The sequence below is a fragment of the Yimella sp. NH-Cas1 genome (assembly GCF_022359705.1).
Classification (GTDB): domain Bacteria; phylum Actinomycetota; class Actinomycetes; order Actinomycetales; family Dermatophilaceae; genus Yimella; species Yimella lutea.
In genome coordinates this window covers 1,159,560-1,178,408 of sequence record NZ_JAKSGG010000003.1, presented here as the reverse complement: position 1 = coordinate 1,178,408, position 18,849 = coordinate 1,159,560, and the positions used below count along the sequence as shown (strand labels likewise).

At 67.3% G+C, this 18,849-nt stretch carries 18 protein-coding genes; 2 read left to right on the top strand and 16 right to left on the bottom strand.

Annotated elements, in window-relative coordinates:
• Nucleotides 1-4: 4 nt before the first annotated feature.
• The 4 genes from MF407_RS06025 to MF407_RS06010 form a co-directional block, all read right to left on the bottom strand.
• Nucleotides 5-1,321, bottom strand: coding sequence for a dihydroorotase (locus MF407_RS06025; RefSeq protein ID WP_239701750.1), 1,317 nt, complete (start codon nt 1,319-1,321; stop codon nt 5-7).
• Complete coding sequence (locus MF407_RS06020; protein ID WP_129625019.1) at nt 1,318-2,241, bottom strand: aspartate carbamoyltransferase catalytic subunit; 924 nt, start codon at nt 2,239-2,241, stop codon at nt 1,318-1,320. Before MF407_RS06020 ends, MF407_RS06025 begins: the two co-directional genes overlap by 4 nt.
• Entirely contained in the window at nt 2,238-2,846 is a 609-nt protein-coding gene (gene pyrR, locus MF407_RS06015; protein ID WP_129625018.1) for a bifunctional pyr operon transcriptional regulator/uracil phosphoribosyltransferase PyrR, read from the bottom strand. Before pyrR ends, MF407_RS06020 begins: the two co-directional genes overlap by 4 nt.
• A 139-nt stretch (nt 2,847-2,985) precedes the next feature.
• Nucleotides 2,986-3,237, bottom strand: coding sequence for a hypothetical protein (locus tag MF407_RS06010; RefSeq protein WP_239701749.1), 252 nt, complete (start codon nt 3,235-3,237; stop codon nt 2,986-2,988).
• Between MF407_RS06010 and MF407_RS06005 the strand changes: the two genes are divergently transcribed.
• On the top strand, nt 3,236-3,454 hold the full coding sequence (locus MF407_RS06005; RefSeq protein ID WP_239701748.1) for a hypothetical protein: 219 nt from the start codon (nt 3,236-3,238) through the stop codon (nt 3,452-3,454). The genes MF407_RS06010 and MF407_RS06005 overlap by 2 nt on opposite strands.
• Before the next feature lie 100 nt (nt 3,455-3,554).
• On the opposite strand, the gene MF407_RS06000 is transcribed toward MF407_RS06005, so the two are convergent.
• The 3 genes from MF407_RS06000 to efp are packed head-to-tail and all read right to left on the bottom strand — an operon-like array spanning nt 3,555 to nt 5,373.
• On the bottom strand, nt 3,555-4,367 hold the full coding sequence (locus MF407_RS06000) for a heparan-alpha-glucosaminide N-acetyltransferase (protein ID WP_239701747.1): 813 nt from the start codon (nt 4,365-4,367) through the stop codon (nt 3,555-3,557).
• A gap of 28 nt (nt 4,368-4,395) precedes the next feature.
• Nucleotides 4,396-4,809, bottom strand: coding sequence for a transcription antitermination factor NusB (nusB, locus tag MF407_RS05995; RefSeq protein WP_129625014.1), 414 nt, complete (start codon nt 4,807-4,809; stop codon nt 4,396-4,398).
• A gap of 3 nt (nt 4,810-4,812) precedes the next feature.
• Entirely contained in the window at nt 4,813-5,373 is a 561-nt protein-coding gene (efp, locus tag MF407_RS05990; protein ID WP_129625013.1) for an elongation factor P, read from the bottom strand.
• 179 nt (nt 5,374-5,552) lie between these two features.
• Between efp and MF407_RS05985 the strand changes: the two genes are divergently transcribed.
• Complete coding sequence (locus tag MF407_RS05985; RefSeq protein WP_239701746.1) at nt 5,553-7,118, top strand: FMN-binding glutamate synthase family protein; 1,566 nt, start codon at nt 5,553-5,555, stop codon at nt 7,116-7,118.
• 18 nt (nt 7,119-7,136) lie between these two features.
• Here the strand turns inward: MF407_RS05985 and aroB are convergent, their stop codons facing one another.
• From aroB to MF407_RS15815, 9 genes are all read right to left on the bottom strand, one after another.
• Nucleotides 7,137-8,204, bottom strand: coding sequence for a 3-dehydroquinate synthase (aroB, locus tag MF407_RS05980; RefSeq protein ID WP_239701745.1), 1,068 nt, complete (start codon nt 8,202-8,204; stop codon nt 7,137-7,139).
• Entirely contained in the window at nt 8,201-8,713 is a 513-nt protein-coding gene (locus MF407_RS05975; protein WP_239701744.1) for a shikimate kinase, read from the bottom strand. The genes aroB and MF407_RS05975 overlap by 4 nt, the downstream gene beginning before the upstream one ends.
• Nucleotides 8,710-9,948 (bottom strand): chorismate synthase, encoded by a 1,239-nt coding sequence (gene aroC / locus MF407_RS05970; protein WP_239701743.1) that lies wholly within the window; start codon nt 9,946-9,948, stop codon nt 8,710-8,712. Before aroC ends, MF407_RS05975 begins: the two co-directional genes overlap by 4 nt.
• 13 nt (nt 9,949-9,961) lie before the next feature.
• On the bottom strand, nt 9,962-10,810 hold the full coding sequence (locus MF407_RS05965; protein ID WP_211345186.1) for a shikimate dehydrogenase: 849 nt from the start codon (nt 10,808-10,810) through the stop codon (nt 9,962-9,964).
• Entirely contained in the window at nt 10,804-12,522 is a 1,719-nt protein-coding gene (mltG, locus tag MF407_RS05960) for an endolytic transglycosylase MltG (protein ID WP_239701742.1), read from the bottom strand. Before mltG ends, MF407_RS05965 begins: the two co-directional genes overlap by 7 nt.
• Before the next feature lie 2 nt (nt 12,523-12,524).
• Nucleotides 12,525-15,233: an alanine--tRNA ligase gene (gene alaS / locus MF407_RS05955; protein ID WP_239701741.1), complete on the bottom strand. Its 2,709-nt coding sequence runs from the start codon at nt 15,231-15,233 to the stop codon at nt 12,525-12,527.
• A gap of 258 nt (nt 15,234-15,491) precedes the next feature.
• Nucleotides 15,492-16,655 (bottom strand): dipeptide ABC transporter ATP-binding protein, encoded by a 1,164-nt coding sequence (locus MF407_RS05950; RefSeq protein ID WP_129625005.1) that lies wholly within the window; start codon nt 16,653-16,655, stop codon nt 15,492-15,494.
• A gap of 6 nt (nt 16,656-16,661) precedes the next feature.
• Nucleotides 16,662-17,747 carry an ABC transporter ATP-binding protein gene (locus tag MF407_RS05945; RefSeq protein ID WP_141928733.1) on the bottom strand — a complete coding sequence of 362 codons (1,086 nt, stop codon included), beginning with the start codon at nt 17,745-17,747 and terminating at the stop codon, nt 16,662-16,664.
• A 13-nt stretch (nt 17,748-17,760) separates the two neighbouring features.
• Nucleotides 17,761-18,750: an ABC transporter permease gene (locus MF407_RS15815; RefSeq protein WP_141928734.1), complete on the bottom strand. Its 990-nt coding sequence runs from the start codon at nt 18,748-18,750 to the stop codon at nt 17,761-17,763.
• Nucleotides 18,751-18,849 lie beyond the last annotated feature (99 nt).

Sequence of the window (18,849 nt, the reverse complement as noted above, 5' to 3'; positions counted from 1 at the left end):
GAATTCACGAGTTGACCTCTCCATCGAGCACAGTGGCGCGACCGCGCAGGAAGGTGGCGACCACCTGTCCGTGCAGGGTGCGTCCGTGCCACGGGTTGTTGCGGGACAGCGACTGCGAGGCAGCGCCGTCGATGACGACCTGACCTTCCGGATCGAAGAGCACCAGGTTGGCCGGCTCCCCTTCGGCGAGCGGGCGCCCTTGACCGGCGAGCCCGGCGATCCGTGCGGGTGCACCGGACATTCGGTCGGCGACCCCCGCCCAGTCCAACGTGCCGTCCCGGTGCATCACCGTGTTGACCACCTGCAGCGCCTGCTCCAGACCCAACATGCCGAAGGCTGCCTCGCCGAACGCGTGCTCCTTGTCGTGGCGCGCGTGCGGGGCGTGATCGGTTGCGACGGCATCGATCGTGCCGTCGGCGAGCGCCTCGCGCAGCGCCTGCACGTGCTCGTTCGGGCGCAGCGGCGGGTTCACCTTGAACGTCGGGTCGTAGGTAGCCAGCAGGTCCGTGGTCAGCATCAGGTGGTGCGGTGTGACCTCGGCGGTCACCTTGATGCCCTGAGCCTTCGCCCAACGGATCACCTCGACCGAACCGGCCGTCGACACATGCGCCACGTGCACCCGAGAGTTCGTGTGCCGGGCGAGCATCACATCGCGTGCCACGATGACTTCTTCGGCGACGACCGGCCAGCCGGGCAGTCCCAGGCGTCCGGACAGTTCGCCCTCGTGACAGCAAGCCTGTCCGTCGGCCAGGCGCGGGTCCTGACTGTGCTGGGAGATGACTGCGTCGAAGGCCCGGACGTACTCCAACGCGCGGCGCATCAGCCGGGCGTCGTGTACGCACTTGCCGTCGTCGGAGAAGACGTTGACCGCGGCGCTGCTGCGGTGCATGAGGCCGAGTTCGGCGAGTTCCTCGCCGGCCAGGCCCTTGGTCACGGCGCCGACGGGATGAACGTCGACCAGACCGCAGCGGCGGCCCAGGTCGTGGATGTGCTCCGCGGCCTCGGCGGTATCGGTCACCGGGTTGGTGTTCGCCATCGCCAGGACGGCGGTGAACCCACCGGCCGCCGCGGCGGCGGATCCGGTGGCGACCGTCTCGGCGTCCTCCCGGCCGGGCTCGCGCAGGTGGGTGTGCAGATCGACCAGTCCGGGCAATGCGACCAGGCCGTCCGCGTCGAGCACGATCGCGTCGGCAGGTGCGTCGATCGAGCCGAGCCCACGGATCACACCGTCGGCCAGCAGCAGGTCGCCGGCTCCGCGGCCGAGGATGTCAGCACCCTTGATCAGGTAGGCGCTGCTTTCGGTGGTGTCTTCGGTGCTCACGCGTTTCCTCCGAGCAGGTGGTACAGAACGCTCATCCGGACGGCGACACCGGCGGACACTTGGTCCAGGATCGCCGAACGGGCTTCGTCGGCGGCGTCGGCCGCGATCTCCAGGCCCCGGTTCATCGGGCCGGGGTGGCAGATCACCGCATGCTCCGGCAGCTTGCGCAATCGGTCGCGGGTCAGGCCGTAGCCGATGGTGTACTCACGGGGCGTCGGGAAGTAGCCGCCGCTCATCCGTTCCTTCTGCACCCGCAACATCATCGCGACGTCGATCGTCGGCAGCACGGGGTCGAGCTCGCCGGTGATCGAGAATCCCTCCGCCGCGGCCCAATCGGAGATACCACTCGGCATCAACGTCGGCGGCGCGACCAGCGTGATCTGCGCTCCGAGCGTGCGCAGCAGCAGCAGATTGCTGCGCACGACGCGCGAGTGGGTGAGGTCGCCCACGATCGCGACGTGTTTGCCTTCGAGGTCGCCCAGCCGGCGACGCATCGTGTACGCGTCCAGCAGGGCCTGGGTGGGGTGTTCGTGCGTACCGTCGCCCGCATTGACAATGGCGGCATTGACCCACCGGGCCACCTGTGCGGGGGCACCACTGGCGTGGTGGCGGATGATCAGCCCGTCGACCCCCATCGAGGCGACGGTCATGACGGTGTCGCGCAGCGACTCGCCCTTGCTGACGGAGGAGCCCTTCGCCGAGACGTTGATGACGTCGGCGGACAACCACTTGCCGGCGATCTCGAAGGAAGATCGGGTGCGGGTGGAGTCCTCGAAGAAGAGGTTCACGACCGTCCGTCCGCGCAACGCGGGCAGCTTCTTGACATCGCGGTGCTGCACGTCGTGCATCTGCTCGGCGGTGTCGAGCAGCTCGAGCACCTGGTCCTTGGACAGATCGGCGGCCGAGAGTAGGTGCTTCATCGCTGGTCCCCCTCGCTCATGTCGGCCTTTCCGGCGTCGATGCGCACTTCGTCCTCGACATCGTCGAACTCGGTCAGTCGCACGTACACCCGCTCCTGGCTGGACGTGGGCAGGTTCTTCCCGACGTGGTCGGCGCGGATCGGGAGTTCACGGTGACCACGGTCGACCAGCACGGCGAGCCGGACGGCGCGCGGCCGGCCGAGGTCACCGAGTGCGTCCAGTGCCGCTCGAACGGTACGGCCGGAGTACAGCACATCGTCGACCAGCACCACGACCCTGTCATCGACCCCGCAGTCCGGAATGGTCGTCGGCAACGCGGTGCGCACCGGGTTGCGGCGCAGATCGTCGCGGTACATCGTCACGTCGAGCGTGCCGACGGGCACCTCGGTGCCTTCGACCTCGCGCAGGGAGTCGGCCAGGCGTGTGGCGAGTACCGCTCCGCGGGCCGGGATACCGAGCACGACGAGGTCATCGGCTCCCTTGTTGTGCTCGACCACTTCGTGGGCGATCCGGCGCAGCGCGCGCTGAATGTCGCTGGAGTTGAGGACTACTCGACCCGTGGAAGAGGTGCCTTCGGACGGGGAGTCTGTTGAGTCAGGACGCATGGCGTCAGGACCTCCTTCGCCGCCTCACAGGACGGAATCGTTAAAGGATGTCGAGCGCGTGCGAGCCTAGCCGAGATCCGACTGCCGGTCGCACCCGGTACCGACAGGCGGGCGGTCCCGACCAAGCATCACGACCTGCTTAAACGATTCGGTCGGCCTTCGCGGGCGCGAGGATCAGCAACGGCTCCTTCGGGACCGAGTTGACATAGTCGGCGACCTCGCCGTCGAACTTCACGGCAGTGCTCGCGATCTGAGCCAGGCGCCCGCGTGGCACATCACCCACGACGACGAAGCGACCCTGCCGCACGCTGGACATGCCGTGCGCACTCACATCGACCTGGTCGCTCAGGCCCCGACGAAACAGCGCCTCGCCCACCGGGTCGCGTGTCATGGATGTCGATGTCGTCGTCGGCCTGGTCGACGTGCTGGCGGACGCCGTCCTCAGCGCCGTCGAGCTCGGGGACGATCCGCTGCTCGATGTGCCGGCCGAGGTGGTCACCGGGGACGTCGAGGCGGCCGTGCCTGCTGAACGAGCACCACTGCAGCCGGTGGCGAGCACACCCGCCAGCAGCGCTGCCACCACGCCGGCCCGGCGGGTTCGACGGTGAGGGTCCATGCGGTGCGATTCCCCCCGGGGATTGAGACAGATCGGCAAACCTTATCGTGCAGATGCTCTCGGCGACCGGGACTTGGGCACGTTGAAGGCTCTTAGATGAGTTCGAGCAACACAAGCAGGGACAGAGCGCCGAACAGCACAGGCTGGTGGGCAAGGTAGATGGCGAGTGTGTGCCGCCCGAGTGTCTGCGATGCGGTCGAGACCGGGCCGGTGGGCTGCCAGGACGCCACCCGGTCCCGCAATACTTCATTGCCGAGCAACGTGCGGGTGAGGACGAGGCCGAGCAGCGACAGCGCGAACATAGGCAGCAGTGGTTGGACGTCGAGACTCGGCGAGAGCGTCGGCGTCAGACCAGTCCAGGTGACCCAGCGCGATGTCGAGTCGATGGAGACGATCGCCGGAAGCGCCGCGCTGATCAGAGCCGCGCCGATGGCCACCAACCGCGAGGCCCGAAGGAAAGGCAGGAGCAGCACGCTGGTGAGCGCGATGTTCTGCAGGATCCCGAAGGTCACCATGAACTGGGGCGCCAGGACGAGGCTCACCGCGGTGATGGCGTACGCGGCGGCGAGCAGCTTGAGCAACCGTCGTCCGAACGTCCGGAGGTCGACCGAATGCCGGTGTGCCAGAGCGAGACTCACCCCGGTGAGCAACAAGAAGGTGCCGGCGATGACGTGTCCTGTCATGCGCCCCGACGGCGTTCGGGCCCAGTGCTCGGTGACGCCGAAATGGCCGAGGTCCCACACCAGGTGGTAGAGCACCACCGCCACGATCGCGACACCACGAACGACGTCGACGAGCGCCCAACGCGCCGAGCGGGCAGCCCTGCAGGCAACTGCTGTCGATCGTTCGGGGGCGAGCGCGGTCACGTCAGCTGCGACGGCGCTGCTGCGCGCGCGGTTCCGCACTCGTCCTCCCCCGAACCTCCGGTCGTTTCTAGACCAGTGTGTCCTTGACCTCGGCCAGCCGGTTGAGCAAGCCGTTGACGAACTTCGGCGACTCGTCGGTCGACAGCTCGGTGGCGAGGCCGACGGCCTCGGCGATCGCCACGCGGTCGGGCACCTCGTCGTTGTAGAGCAACTCGAACGCGCCGATGCGCAACAGGTTGCGGTCGACGGCGGGCATCCGGTCCAGCGGCCAGTCCTTGGCGTACGTGGTCAGTGCGTCGTTGATCGCCGCCCAGTTGCGCACGACTCCACGCACGAGGTCGCCGGTGTATTCCGGCAGCGGCGCCGGGGTCACCGGCGCCTCGACCCGCTCGTCGAGCAGGGTCACCGCGTTCACGCCACGCTGCTCGGCCTCGAAGAGCAGGTCGAGTGCGCGCTTACGCGCCTTGGTGCGAGCACCCATACGTCAGTTCACGCGGCCGAGGTACGAACCGTCGCGGGTGTCGACCTTGACCTTCGTGCCCGTCTCCAGGAACAAGGGCACCGAGATCTCGGCGCCGGTCTCCAACGTCGCGGGCTTCGTGCCGCCGGTGGAGCGGTCACCCTGCAGGCCCGGTTCGGTGTGGGTGATCTCCAGGACGACGGCGGCCGGGAGCTCGACGTACAGCACCGTGCCCTCGTTCTGGGCGACGATGGCTTCCTGGTTCTCCAGCAGGAAGTTCGCTGCATCGCCGACGGTCTCGGCGGGGATGTTGATCTGGTCGTAGGACTTCACGTCCATGAAGACGTAGTCGTTGCCGTCCTTGTACAGGTACTGCATGTCGGAGCGGTCGACATTCGCGGTCTCGACCTTGACGCCGGCGTTGAAGGTCTTGTCGACGGTCTTGCCGGACAGGACGTTCTTGAGCTTGGTGCGCACGAAGGCCGGGCCCTTACCGGGCTTGACGTGCTGGAACTCGACGACCGACCACAGCCCGTTGTCGATCTTGAGGACCATTCCGTTTTTCAGGTCGTTCGTGGATGCCACGCGCGGTTCACTTTCATCGTCGAGGTCTGGGCAGCGACCAGCAACGGTCGACCGGCCCGGGAACTGGACCATGGTACCGGCGGCACACCGGTGCTCCGGTCACGCGTCCGATCGGGCGCCGGTCATACCTGTCGGGGCCGGCCGGCTCGGACGAGGCGCGCAGACGGCAGACTTCCCTCATGAACCGTTCGCTGATCGCCGCCGTGCCGTTGATGGCAGCCGCCGGAGTTGCCGCCCGCGACGTGCTGCAGCGCAAGCACTCCCTGCTTCGCAACTTCCCGCTGATCGGTCATGCCCGCTACGCGATCGAGACGATCGGTCCGGAGATGAGGCAGTACGTCGTGGCGTCGAACGACGAGGAACGGCCGTTCAGCCGCGACCAGCGCGCCTGGATCTACGCCTCCGCGAAGGGCGAGAACAACTACGTCGCGTTCGGCACCGACAACAACGTCGAGACCGACGAGGGCTACTCGATCATCAAGCACCGCACATTCAGTCCGACTCCCCCTCCGACCGGCGCCCACGTCGGGAACGACGTCGTCCTGCCCAGCGCGAAGATCCTCGGCGCGCCCCGCGGACGCGCGAAGGCGTTCCGGCCGGGCAGCGTCGTGAACGTGTCGGCGATGAGCTTCGGATCGTTGTCCGGCAACGCGATTCACGCCCTCAACGCCGGCGTGAAGCAAGCCGGCGCCCTGCACAACACCGGCGAGGGCGGGCTGTCCAAGCACCACCGTCAGGGCGGCGACCTGATCTTCCAGATCGGCACCGGTTACTTCGGCTGTCGGGACGAGCACGGCCGGTTCGACATCGATCGGCTCGCAGCTCTGGTGGAGTCGGCACCCGTCCGCGCCGTCGAGATCAAACTGTCGCAGGGCGCCAAACCCGGCCTGGGCGGCGTGCTGCCGGCCGCCAAGGTCAGCCAGGAGATCGCCGAGATCCGGGGCGTCCCGGCCGGTCAGGACGTCATCAGCCCGTCCCGGCACGCGGAGTTCGGCGACGTCGATTCGATGCTCGACTTCGTCGAACTCATCGCGCAACGCACGGGTCTGCCGGTGGGCATCAAGTCGGCCGTCGGCGACCTCGCCTTCTGGGACGAACTGGCGGCGACCATGGCCGACGGTCAGCGCGGTGTCGACTTCGTCACCATCGACGGCGGCGAAGGCGGCACCGGTGCGGCACCGCTGGTCTTCAGCGACGCGGTGGCGCTGCCGTTCCTGATCGGGTTCACCCGGGTGTACGCCCGGTTCGCGAGGACCGGCATCACCGATCAGCTCACATTCATCGGCTCCGGGAAGCTGGGTCTGCCGCGCAATGCGGCCGTCGGTTACGCGCTCGGCATCGACATGGTCAACGTCGCGCGCGAAGCGATGCTCGCGATCGGCTGTTTGCAGACCCAGAAGTGCCACAAGGACACCTGCCCCACCGGTGTCGCGACTCAGAACAAGTGGCTGGAGCGTGGCCTCGAACCGGAGCTGAAGGCGGTCCGCGTCGCCAATTACCTGCGCACGATGCGCCGTGACCTGCTCAAGGTGAGCGAGGCCGTCGGCGTCATGCACCCGAGCCTGCTCGATCAGGACGACGTCGAGCTCATGCTCGGCAACCGGAAGGGCACGCCGGTCGGCGAGATCTACGAGTACGAGCCGGGCTGGGGACGCCTGGGCGAACCGTGGCGATCCCAGATCAACGAACTCATGGTCGGCGAACCCACCGGTGGCTCCGCTCCCCCGTCGGCCACCGCGCAATGATGCGCCGAACGGTGGGACTCAGCTGACCGCGTCGTACGCCTCGCGCAGCCACTGCGGGTCGGGGCCCTCCAGGCGCGCCGGCTCGGCGATGTCGGTGAGCACCACGAAACGCAAGGTGGCTCCGCGCGTCTTCTTGTCCCGCGACATGGCGGTCACCAGTTCGTCCCACCGGCCGGGTTCGTAGCGGGTCGGCAGCCCGACAAGGTCGAGAATGCGGCGGTGCTCGGCGACGATCGTCTCGTCCAACATGCCTGCGCGACAGGCCAGTTCGGCGACGTACACCATGCCGACCGCAACGGCGTCGCCGTGCCGCCACCGGTAGTTCTCCACCTGCTCGATGGCGTGGGCGAACGTGTGGCCGTAGTTGAGAATCTCCCGCAGCGAGGATTCGCGCGGGTCGGCGGCCACCACACGCGCCTTGACGGCGACAGCTCGCGAGACGAGTTCGGGCAACACCTCGCCGTCGACGTCCAAGGCCGCCTCGGGGTCGCTTTCGATCAGACGAAGGATCTGCGGGTCGGCGATGAAACCGCACTTGATCACTTCGGCGAACCCGGCAACCAGGTCGGCCAACGGCAAGGTGTGCAGCAGATCCAGATCGCACACCACAGCGGACGGGGAATGGAACGCACCGACGAGGTTCTTGCCCTCGGCCGTGTTGACCCCGGTCTTGCCACCGACCGCGGCATCGACCATGCCGAGCAGGGTGGTGGGCACCTGCACCACGGGAACTCCCCGCAACCAACCGGCCGCGACGAATCCGCCGAGATCGGTGGTGGCACCGCCGCCGAGGGCGACGACGACATCGGTACGGGTGAATCCTGCTTGTCCGAGGGTCGCCCACAGGTCGGCGGCGACGCTGATCTGTTTGGCCGACTCGGCGTCGGGCAGGACGCGAACCACCACCTGGCGGTCGCCGGTTCGCAACGAGGCTGCGACTTGTTCGGCTTTGTCGGCCACGGCGGGGGCGTGCACGAGCAGGACCCGCATCGCGTCCCCGACGTGGTCGGCGACCTGGTCGGCGACTCCACGTCCGATAAATACTTCGTAATCGTCACCAACCCGTATCACCTTGGTGGCACTCATGATTTGCGCGCCAACCAGGCGTTCACCTGCTCGACGACCTGCTCGGGCGTGCACCCTGCGGTGTCGATGCGGACGCTCGCGAGCGCCTCATAGGTAGGACGGCGCTCGTTCATCAACCGGGTCCAGGTGGCGCGCGGGTTGACGGCGAGCAACGGTCGGGAGGCATCGAAACCAATGCGTCCCGATGCGTCCGAGATCGAGACGTCGAGAAAGACGACATGGTGACCACTCAGGAGTTCGGCGACGCTCGGCTGCATCGGCGCTCCCCCGCCGAGCGCGACGACGCCCACACCGTCGAGGGCTCGGGCGACCGCGTCGGCCTCCATGCGGCGGAACGCAGGCTCGCCGTCCTCGACGAAGATGTCGCTGATCGTGCGACCGTCGGTCTGCTCGACGAGCGCGTCGGTATCGACGAACTCCGTGCCGAGCTTCTGCGCCAGGCGCGCCCCGACCGTCGACTTGCCCGCCCCCGGCGGGCCGATCAGCACAACCGTCGGACGAACAGTCACGATCCCTCCTGCGACTCGAAGGACTTCATCAGCTCGGGAATCGCGTCGAGATAGGCGCGGTGGTTGCGGGCCGTCTCGGCGACGCTGTCGCCGCCGAACTTCTCCACGCATGCCTCGGCGAGCACAAGAGCCACCATGGCTTGCGCCACGACCCCCGCCGCCGGCACCGCGCACACGTCAGAGCGCTGGTGGATCGCCGTCGACGCCTCCCCCGTACTCACGTCGACCGTGCGCAGGGCACGCGGGACGGTGGAGATCGGCTTCATCGCGGCACGCACCCGCAGCGGCTCGCCCGTCGACATGCCACCTTCGGTACCTCCTGCGCGGTTGGAGGCCCGCCGGATCACTGCGTCGGTGCGGTCGATCTCGTCGTGGGCCGCGGATCCGCGACGAGCCGCGGTGAGGAAGCCGTCGCCCACCTCCACACCCTTGATCGCTTGGATCCCCATCAAGGCACCGGCCAGCCGCGCGTCGAGGCGGCGGTCCCAGTGCACGTGTGAACCGAGGCCCGGGGGTAACCCGTACGCCAGCACCTCGACCACCCCACCGAGCGTGTCGCCGTCCTTCTTCGCCGCGTCGACCTCGGCCACCATCGCAGCGGATCCGTGCGGATCCAGCGAGCGAACCGGGTCGGCATCGAGCGCCTCGACATCGGCCGGGACCGGCAGCGAAGCGTCGGGCGCCGAACCGGCGGTACCGATCGACACGGTGTGCGAGACCAGTTCGATGCCGTATGCCTGCTCCAGGAACGCTTCGGCCACCGCTCCCAGGGCCACGCGTGCCGCGGTCTCGCGTGCGGAGGCACGTTCGAGAATGGGGCGCGCCTCGTCGAACCCGTACTTCTGCATACCGACGAGGTCGGCATGGCCCGGACGCGGACGGGTCAGCGGACGGTTACGGGCGAGCTCCTGCGGCGCACCGATGTCGTCTGCGGCAGCGATCGCGCCCTCGTCGACCGGGTCGGTACCCATGACGGCCTGCCATTTGGGCCATTCGGTGTTGGCGATCGTGATCGCGATCGGCGACCCGAGGGTGCGACCGTGGCGCACACCGCCACCGAAGGACACCTCGTCCTGCTCGAACTTCATCCGCGCCCCCCGACCATGGCCGAGACGGCGGCGGGCCAGAGCAGCCTGCAGATCGGACGAGGACACCTCGACCCCTGCGGGCAATCCTTCGAGAACGGCGGTCAGGCACGGCCCGTGGGACTCACCTGCGGTCAACCAGCGCAACATGTGCGCGATCTTTTCACGCCTCGCGGGCCGCGAGTGCAGCGTGTCCAGCCTGCTGGACGGCATTGAGCGGCGGAACCCGGCCGGTCATCAACTCGACCTGTCGCACAGCCTGGTGGATCAGCATCTCCAGACCGGAGACGACACGAGCGCCGGTGTGCTCACCCGAATCGGCGAAGGCGGTCGGCCAGCCGGCGTAGACGGCGTCCATCCACACCGTTCCGGTCCGGGCACGCACCGGACTCGCGCTTGCCACCCCCGCGAAGCCGTCCGCGCCGCCGGGCGGGAGGGTACTGATGACCAGGTCGTATCCGTGTGCGTGCACGCCGGCGTCGGTCAGTGAGACGACGTCGGTGGTCATTGCGTGATCATTTGCCTGGGCGAGTGTCGAGGCGCGCGCGTCCTTGCGGACGGCGAGGGTCACGTCCAGCACGCCGAGTTCGGCCAGTGCGGCCAACACCGACCGGGCAGTCGCGCCCGAACCAAGCACGAGTGCCCGGCCAGTCGCGGCCGTTCCCACCCCGGCGTCCTGCAGAGCGGCGACCACCCCGTGGACGTCGGTGTTGTAGCCGTGCCAACCCGACTCGGTGGGGACAAGCGTGTTGACCGCACCGGTCTGGAGCGCGATCGGATCACAGTGCGCAGCGAGGACGAGCGCCTCCTCCTTCAACGGCATCGTGAGGGAGAGACCCGCCCACTCCGTACCGAGGGATCCGACGAACTCCGCCAGGGCGGACTCGTCGACCTCGAACCGCTCGTAGCGCCAGTCGTCCAACCCCAACGCCTCGTACGCCGCCCGGTGGAGCACCGGCGACAGCGAGTGCTCGATCGGCGAACCGAGCACCGCCGCCCGACGGATCAGCACTTGCCCGGATTGTTGCGGCACCAGGCCTGGAACTCACGAACATTCTTCAGGTGGGCGCCGTAGTCGGTCTCGAACTTCGTCTCGCCGGTCTCCTGGTTCACCGTCACGAAGTAGAGCCACGGTCCGGTGGCGGGCTTGGCCGCTGCCTTGAGCGCTTCCAGACCCGGGTTGTTGATCGGGCCAGGGGGCAGACCCGGATGCTTGTAGGTGTTGTACGGGCTGTTGTCGTTACGTTCCTTGTCGGTGGTGGTGACGGTGCCGCGCTTCTGGGTGATGTAGTGGATCGAGGAGTCCATCTGCAGCGGCATCCCCTTCTCCTCGCGGTTGTCGATCACGCGCGCCACCTTCGCGCCGTCGGCACCCAGCCGCGACTCACCTTGGACGAACGACGCCACGATCACGGTCTTGCGCAACTGGTCCGCCGGAACACCCAGCTGGTTCAGCTGCTTCTTACCCAGTGCGACCATCGCCTTGAGCTGCTCGGACGCGGTCGCGCTCGGCTCGAACTCGTAGGTGGAGGGGAACAGGAAGCCTTCGAGCTGGCCATCAGCGGCCGGCGGGAGGCCGAGCGCCTTCGGATCGACCTTCTTGTACTCGGCCACCGGAACACCGGTCTGCTTGGAAAGGGTCGCGAAGATCTCGCTCACCCACATGCCCTCACGCACTGTCACGCCCTTGGACATGCGGGTTGCGGGGTCGAGCAGCAGGTTGAGCGCCGACTGCGAACTCATCTGCTTCTTCATCTTGTACGTGCCGGGCTGCACCTTGGAGAACTCCGGGTTCGCCCCGGCGACGGAGGCGAAGGTTCCGGCGGACTTCACGACGCCGGCCTCCTTCAGAGCGACCCCGATGGCATGGCCGGAGTCACCCGGCTTGACCTTGACCTCGACCGTACCGGTGCCCTCACCTGCGTAATCACCACCGCCGGATCTGCCTGCGCCGATGCTGGGAATGAGGTCGGTGCCCACGGTCTTGAGAGCCAGCCCGAAACCACCGAGAACCAGCACGCTCGCGAGAGCCATCACCAGGCAGGAGCGGTTGCGACGGTTCGGACCCTCTGGGTTGTCAGCCTGCGCGAACGGACGCATGTCACGCGCCTGCGCACGCGATTGCGCGGCCGGCTCCCGCCGGTCGGGAAGTTTCCCGGCCGGCTGCCCGCGGTCTTCTCCCTCTCCGAAGATCGAATCGGAGAGACGGGAGTCGTTCATCAAGTGCCCTTCTTCTTCACGTCGACCGCCGGTGGCGGGTTTGCGCCCGCCCACGGCGATGCCTGGGGGCGCACCGGTCGTACGTTCTGTGTCCAACGCGACTTGCAAGATCATCGCAGCCGCCTGGCTGTCGATCACGCTTTTGCTGCGCCGTGTCGAAACTCCGGCGTCGCGCATCGCCCGGTGAGCGTCCACCGTGGTGAGCCGTTCGTCGACCAGCCTCACCCCGATGGATGGTCTGGCTCGGTGCAGAGCGGTCGCCCAGGCGCGCGCTGCCTCGGCGGCCGCCCCTTCGTCGCCGGACAACGACCTCGGCAGCCCCACGATCACCTCGACGGCGGAACGCACGTCGACCAGTTCCAGCGTCTGCTGGATGTCGCGGTTCGTGGCGGCGTCCCGCGCGAGGGTCGTCTCCGGGGTCGCGATGAGGCCGTCCGGGTCGCAGATCGCGATCCCGACCCGGACGGAGCCCACGTCGACGCCGACGCGTACGCCACGGCGCATGATCAGTCGAGTGTCTGTCGAATCGCGCAGGCCACGGCCGACAGCGCCTCGTCCACCTTGGACGGGTCCTGGCCGCCGCCCTGGGCGACGTCCGGCTTGCCACCGCCACCGCCACCGAGCACGGACGCGGCCTGCTTGACCAGCGCACCCGCCTGGATGCCGCGGTCACGGGCCGACTGGTTGGTAGCGATCACGACCACCGGCCGCCCGGCATTGACACCGGTGACCGCCACGACGGAGCCGGACGCGTCACCGAGGCGGGCGCGCAACGAGAGCACCAGCGAGCGCACCTGGTCCGCCGGTAGGTCACCCGCGTGGTGGGTCAGCACCTTCACCGCGGAAATGTCCTGTGCCTGCTCCACGAGGGAGGCAGCCTCGGCCTGCACCTGTTCCTGCTTCAGCCTGGCGATCTCGCGCTCGGCGTCCTTGACCCGGCCGAGCAGGGCGTCGACCTTGTCGCGCAGTTCGCCCGGTTGCGCGCCGACCATTCCGCTGAGTTCGGCGACCAGCATTCGTTCCTTGGCGAGGTAACGCAGCGCTTCCATCCCGACGAGCGCCTCGACACGACGTACGCCCGAGCCGACACTCCCCTCACCGGTGAGCGTCAGGGCACCGATCTGCGAGGAGTGCGCGACGTGCGTGCCACCGCACAGTTCGCGCGACCACGGGCCACCGATCTCGACGACGCGTACCTGCTCGTCATAGGTCTCCCCGAAGAGAGCGAGCGCCCCCCATTCGCGCGCTTCCGGCAGCGTCATGAACTGTGCCGACACCGGAAGGTCCTGTCGCACAGCGAGATTCGACACTTCCTCGATCTCGCTGCGGGTCGCGGCCGAGAGGCCGGAGTTCCACGCGAAGTCGAGACGCAGGTAACCGGGCTTGTTGTACGAACCCGACTGCAGCGCGGACGGGCCGAGGACCTGCCGCAGCGCCGCGTGCACGACGTGGGTGCCGGAGTGTGCCTGACAGGCCGACACACGCCACTCGGGGTCGACCTTCGCCTCCACTGCGTCGCCGACGGTGAGCCCGTGCTCGCCGGCTTCGACGGTGTGGACGACCAGGCCCTTGACCGGACGCTGAACGTCGCGCACCGGCAACTCGCCGTACGGACCGGCGATGACTCCTGAGTCTGCGATCTGACCGCCGGACTCTGCATAGAACGTGGTGCGGTCGAGTACGACCTGACCGGTCTGACCCGGACGAAGCTCGGGCACCTGCACGCCGTCCACGACGATGCCGGTGATCTTCGCGTCCGCCGAAAGTCCTTGGTAGGCAAACCAATCGGTTGCACCGAGGGCTCGCAGTTCACGCCACACCTCGGTGTGCGCGTGGCCGGCCTTCTTCGACTTCGCGTCGGCCTTCGCGCGATCGCGCTGCTCCTGCATCAGGCGGCGGAACCCCGGCTCGTCGACCTGGACACCCTGCTCGGCGGCCATCTCGAGGGTCAGATCGATCGGGAAGCCGTAGGTGTCGTGCAACTGGAAGGCCTGCTCGCCCGCGAGCGTCGCCTGGCCACCGCCCGTCGACGCAGCACTCTGCTTAGCCTTCGTCACGGCGGTGTCGAGGATGACCGTGCCGGCGCCCAACGTGCGGCGGAACGCGTCCTCCTCGCCGTAGGCGATCTGGCTGATGCGGGGAAAATCGATCTCGAGTTCGGGGTAACTGGCCTTCATGCGGTCCATGGAGACCGGCAGCAGTTCGGGCAGGGCCTTGTCCTCGTAACCGAGCAACCGCATCGCGCGCACCGCGCGGCGCAGCATGCGACGCAGCACGTAGCCGCGACCCTCGTTCCCCGGGGTCACTCCGTCGCCGATGAGCATCAGGCTGGAGCGGACGTGGTCGGCGACCACACGCAAGTGCACGTCGTCCGGGTGCGATTGCCCTGCCGCCTGCCCGGACTTCTCGCCGTACTTCCTGCCGGTCATCTCGGCGGCCTTGGCGAGCACTGGGAAGACCTCGTCGATCTCGTACAGGTTGTCCTTGCCCTGCAGGAGCGTCGCCATGCGCTCGAGGCCCATACCGGTGTCGATGTTCTTGGCGGGCAGCGGACCGGCGATGTCGAAGTCGGCCTTGCTGCGCACCTGTGACAGGTCGTCCTGCATGAACACGAGGTTCCAGAACTCCATGTAACGGTCCTCGTCGACCGCCGGTCCGCCCTCGGCGCCGTACTGCGCGCCACGGTCGTAGAACAACTCCGAACAGGGACCACCCGGACCGGGCACACCCATGTTCCAGTAGTTGTCCTCCTTGCCGCGGCGGGTCATCCTCTCGACGGGGATGCCGATCTTCTCGTGCCAGATCGCGTACGCCTCGTCGTCGTCCTCGTAGACGGTCGGCCAGACACGTTCGGGGTCGAGGCCGTACCCGCCGTCGGCGATCGGGGTGGTGACCAGGCCCCACGCCAGTTCGATGGCGCGCTCCTTGAAGTAGTCACCGAAGCTGAAGTTGCCGTTCATCTGGAAGAACGTGCCGTGACGTGAGGTCTTGCCGACCTCTTCGATGTCACCGGTGCGCACGCACTTCTGGACGCTGGTGGCGCGCGGCCACGGCGGCGTCTGCTGGCCGAGCATGTACGGCTTCATCGGCACCATGCCGGCGTTGACGAACAGCAGGTTGGGGTCGTCGTAGATGAGCGGTGCGCTGGGCACGACCACGTGGTCGTTGTCCTCGAAGAACTTCAGCCAACGGCGCCGGATCTCGGCGGTTTCCATGAGAATCCTTAGGTTTCGATCAAGAAAATGGGCAGGACGAGGGGCGGGGCCGACAGGGCCCTACGCGGCTCGTGCTCCCAGGTGCCGACACGACCCGACTGTCCCGGCGACGTCGCGTCGTCGGGCTGCTCGGGAGAAGGTGTCGGTATGCATCCCTCGAAGCTTATCGCCCGTCGGTGAGGGTCGTCGCGACAGATACGAACGGCGGCCGCGCCACGGTGTGTGGTGCGGCCGCCGTTCGAATGCGTCCTGCGTGGATCAGGCGTCCGCCTCGACGACCTCTGCGGTGAGGTGGGTCTTCTTCTCCGGGAAGTGACAGGCGATGCCGTGACCGAAACGCTCCCCGTGCCCCTTGATCTGCGGTTCCTCGCTGGCACAGATCTCCTGTGCCTTCCAGCACCGGGTGCGGAAGCGGCAACCGCTCGGCGGATCGATCGGGCTCGGGACGTCACCGACCAGTCGGATCCGCTCCTCGGGCACGTGGCCACGAACGACATTCAGGTCGGGCGCCGCCGAGAGCAGCGCCTGCGTGTACGGGTGCTCGGGTGCGCCGTAGATCTCCTCGCGGTCGCCGAGTTCCATGACCTTGCCCAGATACATGACCGCGACGCGGTCGCAGAAGTGCCGCACGACGCCGAGGTCGTGAGCGATGAACACGAACGCGATGTCGAGTTCCTTGCGCAACTTGCTCATCAGGTTCATGACCTGTGCCTGGATCGACACGTCGAGCGCCGACACCGGTTCGTCGGCCACGATGACCTTCGGCTCCACGGCCAGCGCTCGGGCGATACCGATGCGCTGACGCTGACCGCCGGAGAACTCGTTCGGATACCGGTTGATGTGCTCGGGATTCAGACCGACGAGTTCCAGCAACTCCTGAACGCGTGCCTTGACCTGCTTCTTGGGCACGATGCCGTGCAGTTCCAGTGCGGTACCGACGATCGACTGAACCGTGAAGCGGGGGTTCAGCGAACCGTAGGGGTCCTGGAAGATCAGCTGGATGTCACGACGGAGCGGACGCAGGTCCTTCTCCTTCATGTGGGTGATGTCGTTGCCGCCGAAGGTGATCTTGCCGTCGGTCGGCTCCAGCAGTCGGGTGATGAGACGACCCGTCGTGGTCTTGCCACAGCCGGACTCACCGACCAGGCCCAGGGTCTCCCCCGCGGCGAGGTCGAAACTCACTCCGTCGACGGCCCGTGTCTGCAGGGTGGTCGGGAACAGCCCCGAGTACTCCTTCACCGGGAAGTGCTTGGCGAGGTTCTCCACCACCAGCAGCGGCTCACGGCCGGCGGTGGCCTTGCGCTCGTGCACCACCGGGGCAGCGTCGTACTCCGGCCGATGCGTGGCACCGGCGCCTGCGGCGTTCTCTTCGGCGCCGGCTGCGTGGGAGCCGGTGCCCGATTCCTTGTTCAGATCTGCCATCTCGTACTACTTCCCCAGTCGCGGCGCGACCTCGGCCGCGAAGATCTCGGCGGGCTCGGCCAGGTGGCACCGGGTCAGACGTCCGGGTTCGCCCGGCACCTCGGTGAACGCCGGCAGTTCGGTGAAGCACCGGTCTCCCGGAACACGGTCGGCGTAGTCGCACCGCGGGTTGAACGAGCAGCCCTTGGGCAAGTTCAACAGGCTCGGCGGGTTGCCGCGGACCGGGTTCAACGGCACGTCGAGTGCTGCCGAGAGTGACGGCACCGACGACAACAAGCCCCAGGTGTACGGGTGACGCGGATCGGCCAGCACCTCACGCGTGGTGCCGTACTCGACACCGCGGCCGGCGTACATCACCAGCACCTTGTCGGAGACCTCCGCGACGACAGCGAGGTCGTGCGTGATCATGATGATCGCCGAACCGAACTCGCGCTGCAGGTCGTTGAGCAGGTCGAGAATCTGTGCCTGCACTGTCACATCGAGCGCGGTGGTCGGCTCGTCCGCGATCAGCAGACGCGGGTCGTTCACCAGACCGAGTGCGATCATCGCTCGCTGACGCATACCACCGGAGAACTCGTGCGGGTACTGCTTCGCACGACGCGCCGGGTTCGGGATACCGACACGGTCCAACATCTCGACCGCACGCTTGTGGGCGACACTCTTGGACACCTTGTGGTGCACCAGGTACGCCTCGGCGATCTGGCTTCCGATCTTCTTGAACGGGTGCAGTGAAGACTGCGGATCCTGGAAGATCATCGCCACGGTGTTGCTGCGCACCTTCTGGAAGGTCTGCGGGCTCGCGCCCACCAGTTCCTGTCCGTCGAGCAGGATCGACCCGCTCATCCGGGTGCGCTTCGGGTCGTGCAGGCCCATGACGGCCATCGACGACACGGACTTGCCCGAACCGGACTCCCCCACGATCGCCAGGGTTTCACCGAGCTTGAGCTCGTAGCTCACGCCGTTGACGGCACTGACCACACCATCGGCCGTCGGGAACTGCACCTGCAGATCCTTGACCTCCAGGATGGTCTCGGCGTTGGGGTCGAGCCGCGGACGGCGGGAGGACTGTTCGCTGATTGCTGCTGTGGACATCGCTCTTCTCTCCTCAGGACAGCTTCACGCGTGGGTCGACGACGCCGTACAGCAGGTCGACGATGAGGTTGCCGACGCTGACGACCAGGGCTCCGACCAGGACGACGCCACTGATGACCTGCAGGTCCTGCTGATCGAACGAACGAATCGCCAAGGTGCCCATGCCGGGCAGACCGAAGATGCGCTCGGTGAAGACCGCCCCGGACAGGTCCGCGGCGATGTTCAGGCCGACGAGGGTCAGGAACGGTGCCATCGCAGCGCGCAACGCGTGGCTGACGACGACCTTCCGCTCCGACAGGCCCTTCGATCGGGCGGTGCGGACGAAGTCACCGGAGAGCGTGTCGATCATCGCGGCGCGCACGTAGCGCACGTATGCCGTCGCCTGGATCAGGCCGTAGATCAGCCAGACACCGATCAGGCCGACGAACCACTTTGCAGGATCTTCGGTGAATGGCACCCACTGACTGCGCGGGAGAATGGGATGCAGCACCATCAGGTACAGGAAGAACAGCAGCGCGAGGATGTAGTAGGGCACCGACGGGACGAACTGGGTGATACCGACGATCATCCGATCGACCCAGTTACCTCTGTTGCGCGCTGCCACCACCCCGAACATCAAGCCGAAGAGCGTGTAGACCACGGTGCCGCCGACCACCACCGACAGCGTGACCGGAGCTGCTTGGAAGACCATGTCCTTGACCGGACGGTCCTGAACCCAGGACCAGCCCAGGCAGGGGGCGGCGCATTCCTTCTGGAAACCGCCGGAGGTGATCGTGCGCCCGACGGCGATCCCCTTCACGTACTCGGTGTACTGCTGAACCTTGGGCTTGTCGAGGCCCATGCTCTTTTCGATCTCCGCGATCCGCTCCTCGGTGCAGTTACGGGTGCACGAAATTCCGGCGGGATCGTTCGGGCCGAGATAGAAGATGACGAAGGTGAAGGTCACCGCGGCAAGCATGACGCTGAGCGTCATGAGCAGCCGTCGGAGGACGTAGACGAGCACGAGTACTCCTGGTCGGAATGGGGTGCGTTGGGGGCTCGCGAGAAGGGCCGCCCGGGATCACCGGGCGGCCCCGCTCGTGAACTTACTTCAAGGTGTTGC

Coding starts and splice junctions, on each gene's coding strand:
- pyrR (WP_129625018.1), bottom strand. CDS start 2,846: ATGCGTCCTGACTCAACAGACTCCCCGTCCGAAGGCACCTCTTCCACG.
- aroB (WP_239701745.1), bottom strand. CDS start 8,204: ATGAGTGCCACCAAGGTGATACGGGTTGGTGACGATTACGAAGTATTT.
- mltG (WP_239701742.1), bottom strand. CDS start 12,522: ATGCGCCGTGGCGTACGCGTCGGCGTCGACGTGGGCTCCGTCCGGGTC.
- MF407_RS05945 (WP_141928733.1), bottom strand. CDS start 17,747: ATGTCCACAGCAGCAATCAGCGAACAGTCCTCCCGCCGTCCGCGGCTC.
- MF407_RS06020 (WP_129625019.1), bottom strand. CDS start 2,241: ATGAAGCACCTACTCTCGGCCGCCGATCTGTCCAAGGACCAGGTGCTC.
- MF407_RS05950 (WP_129625005.1), bottom strand. CDS start 16,655: ATGGCAGATCTGAACAAGGAATCGGGCACCGGCTCCCACGCAGCCGGC.
- MF407_RS06005 (WP_239701748.1), top strand. CDS start 3,236: ATGGATGTCGATGTCGTCGTCGGCCTGGTCGACGTGCTGGCGGACGCC.
- nusB (WP_129625014.1), bottom strand. CDS start 4,809: ATGGGTGCTCGCACCAAGGCGCGTAAGCGCGCACTCGACCTGCTCTTC.
- MF407_RS05985 (WP_239701746.1), top strand. CDS start 5,553: ATGAACCGTTCGCTGATCGCCGCCGTGCCGTTGATGGCAGCCGCCGGA.
- aroC (WP_239701743.1), bottom strand. CDS start 9,948: ATGTTGCGCTGGTTGACCGCAGGTGAGTCCCACGGGCCGTGCCTGACC.
- MF407_RS06010 (WP_239701749.1), bottom strand. CDS start 3,237: ATGACACGCGACCCGGTGGGCGAGGCGCTGTTTCGTCGGGGCCTGAGC.
- alaS (WP_239701741.1), bottom strand. CDS start 15,233: ATGGAAACCGCCGAGATCCGGCGCCGTTGGCTGAAGTTCTTCGAGGAC.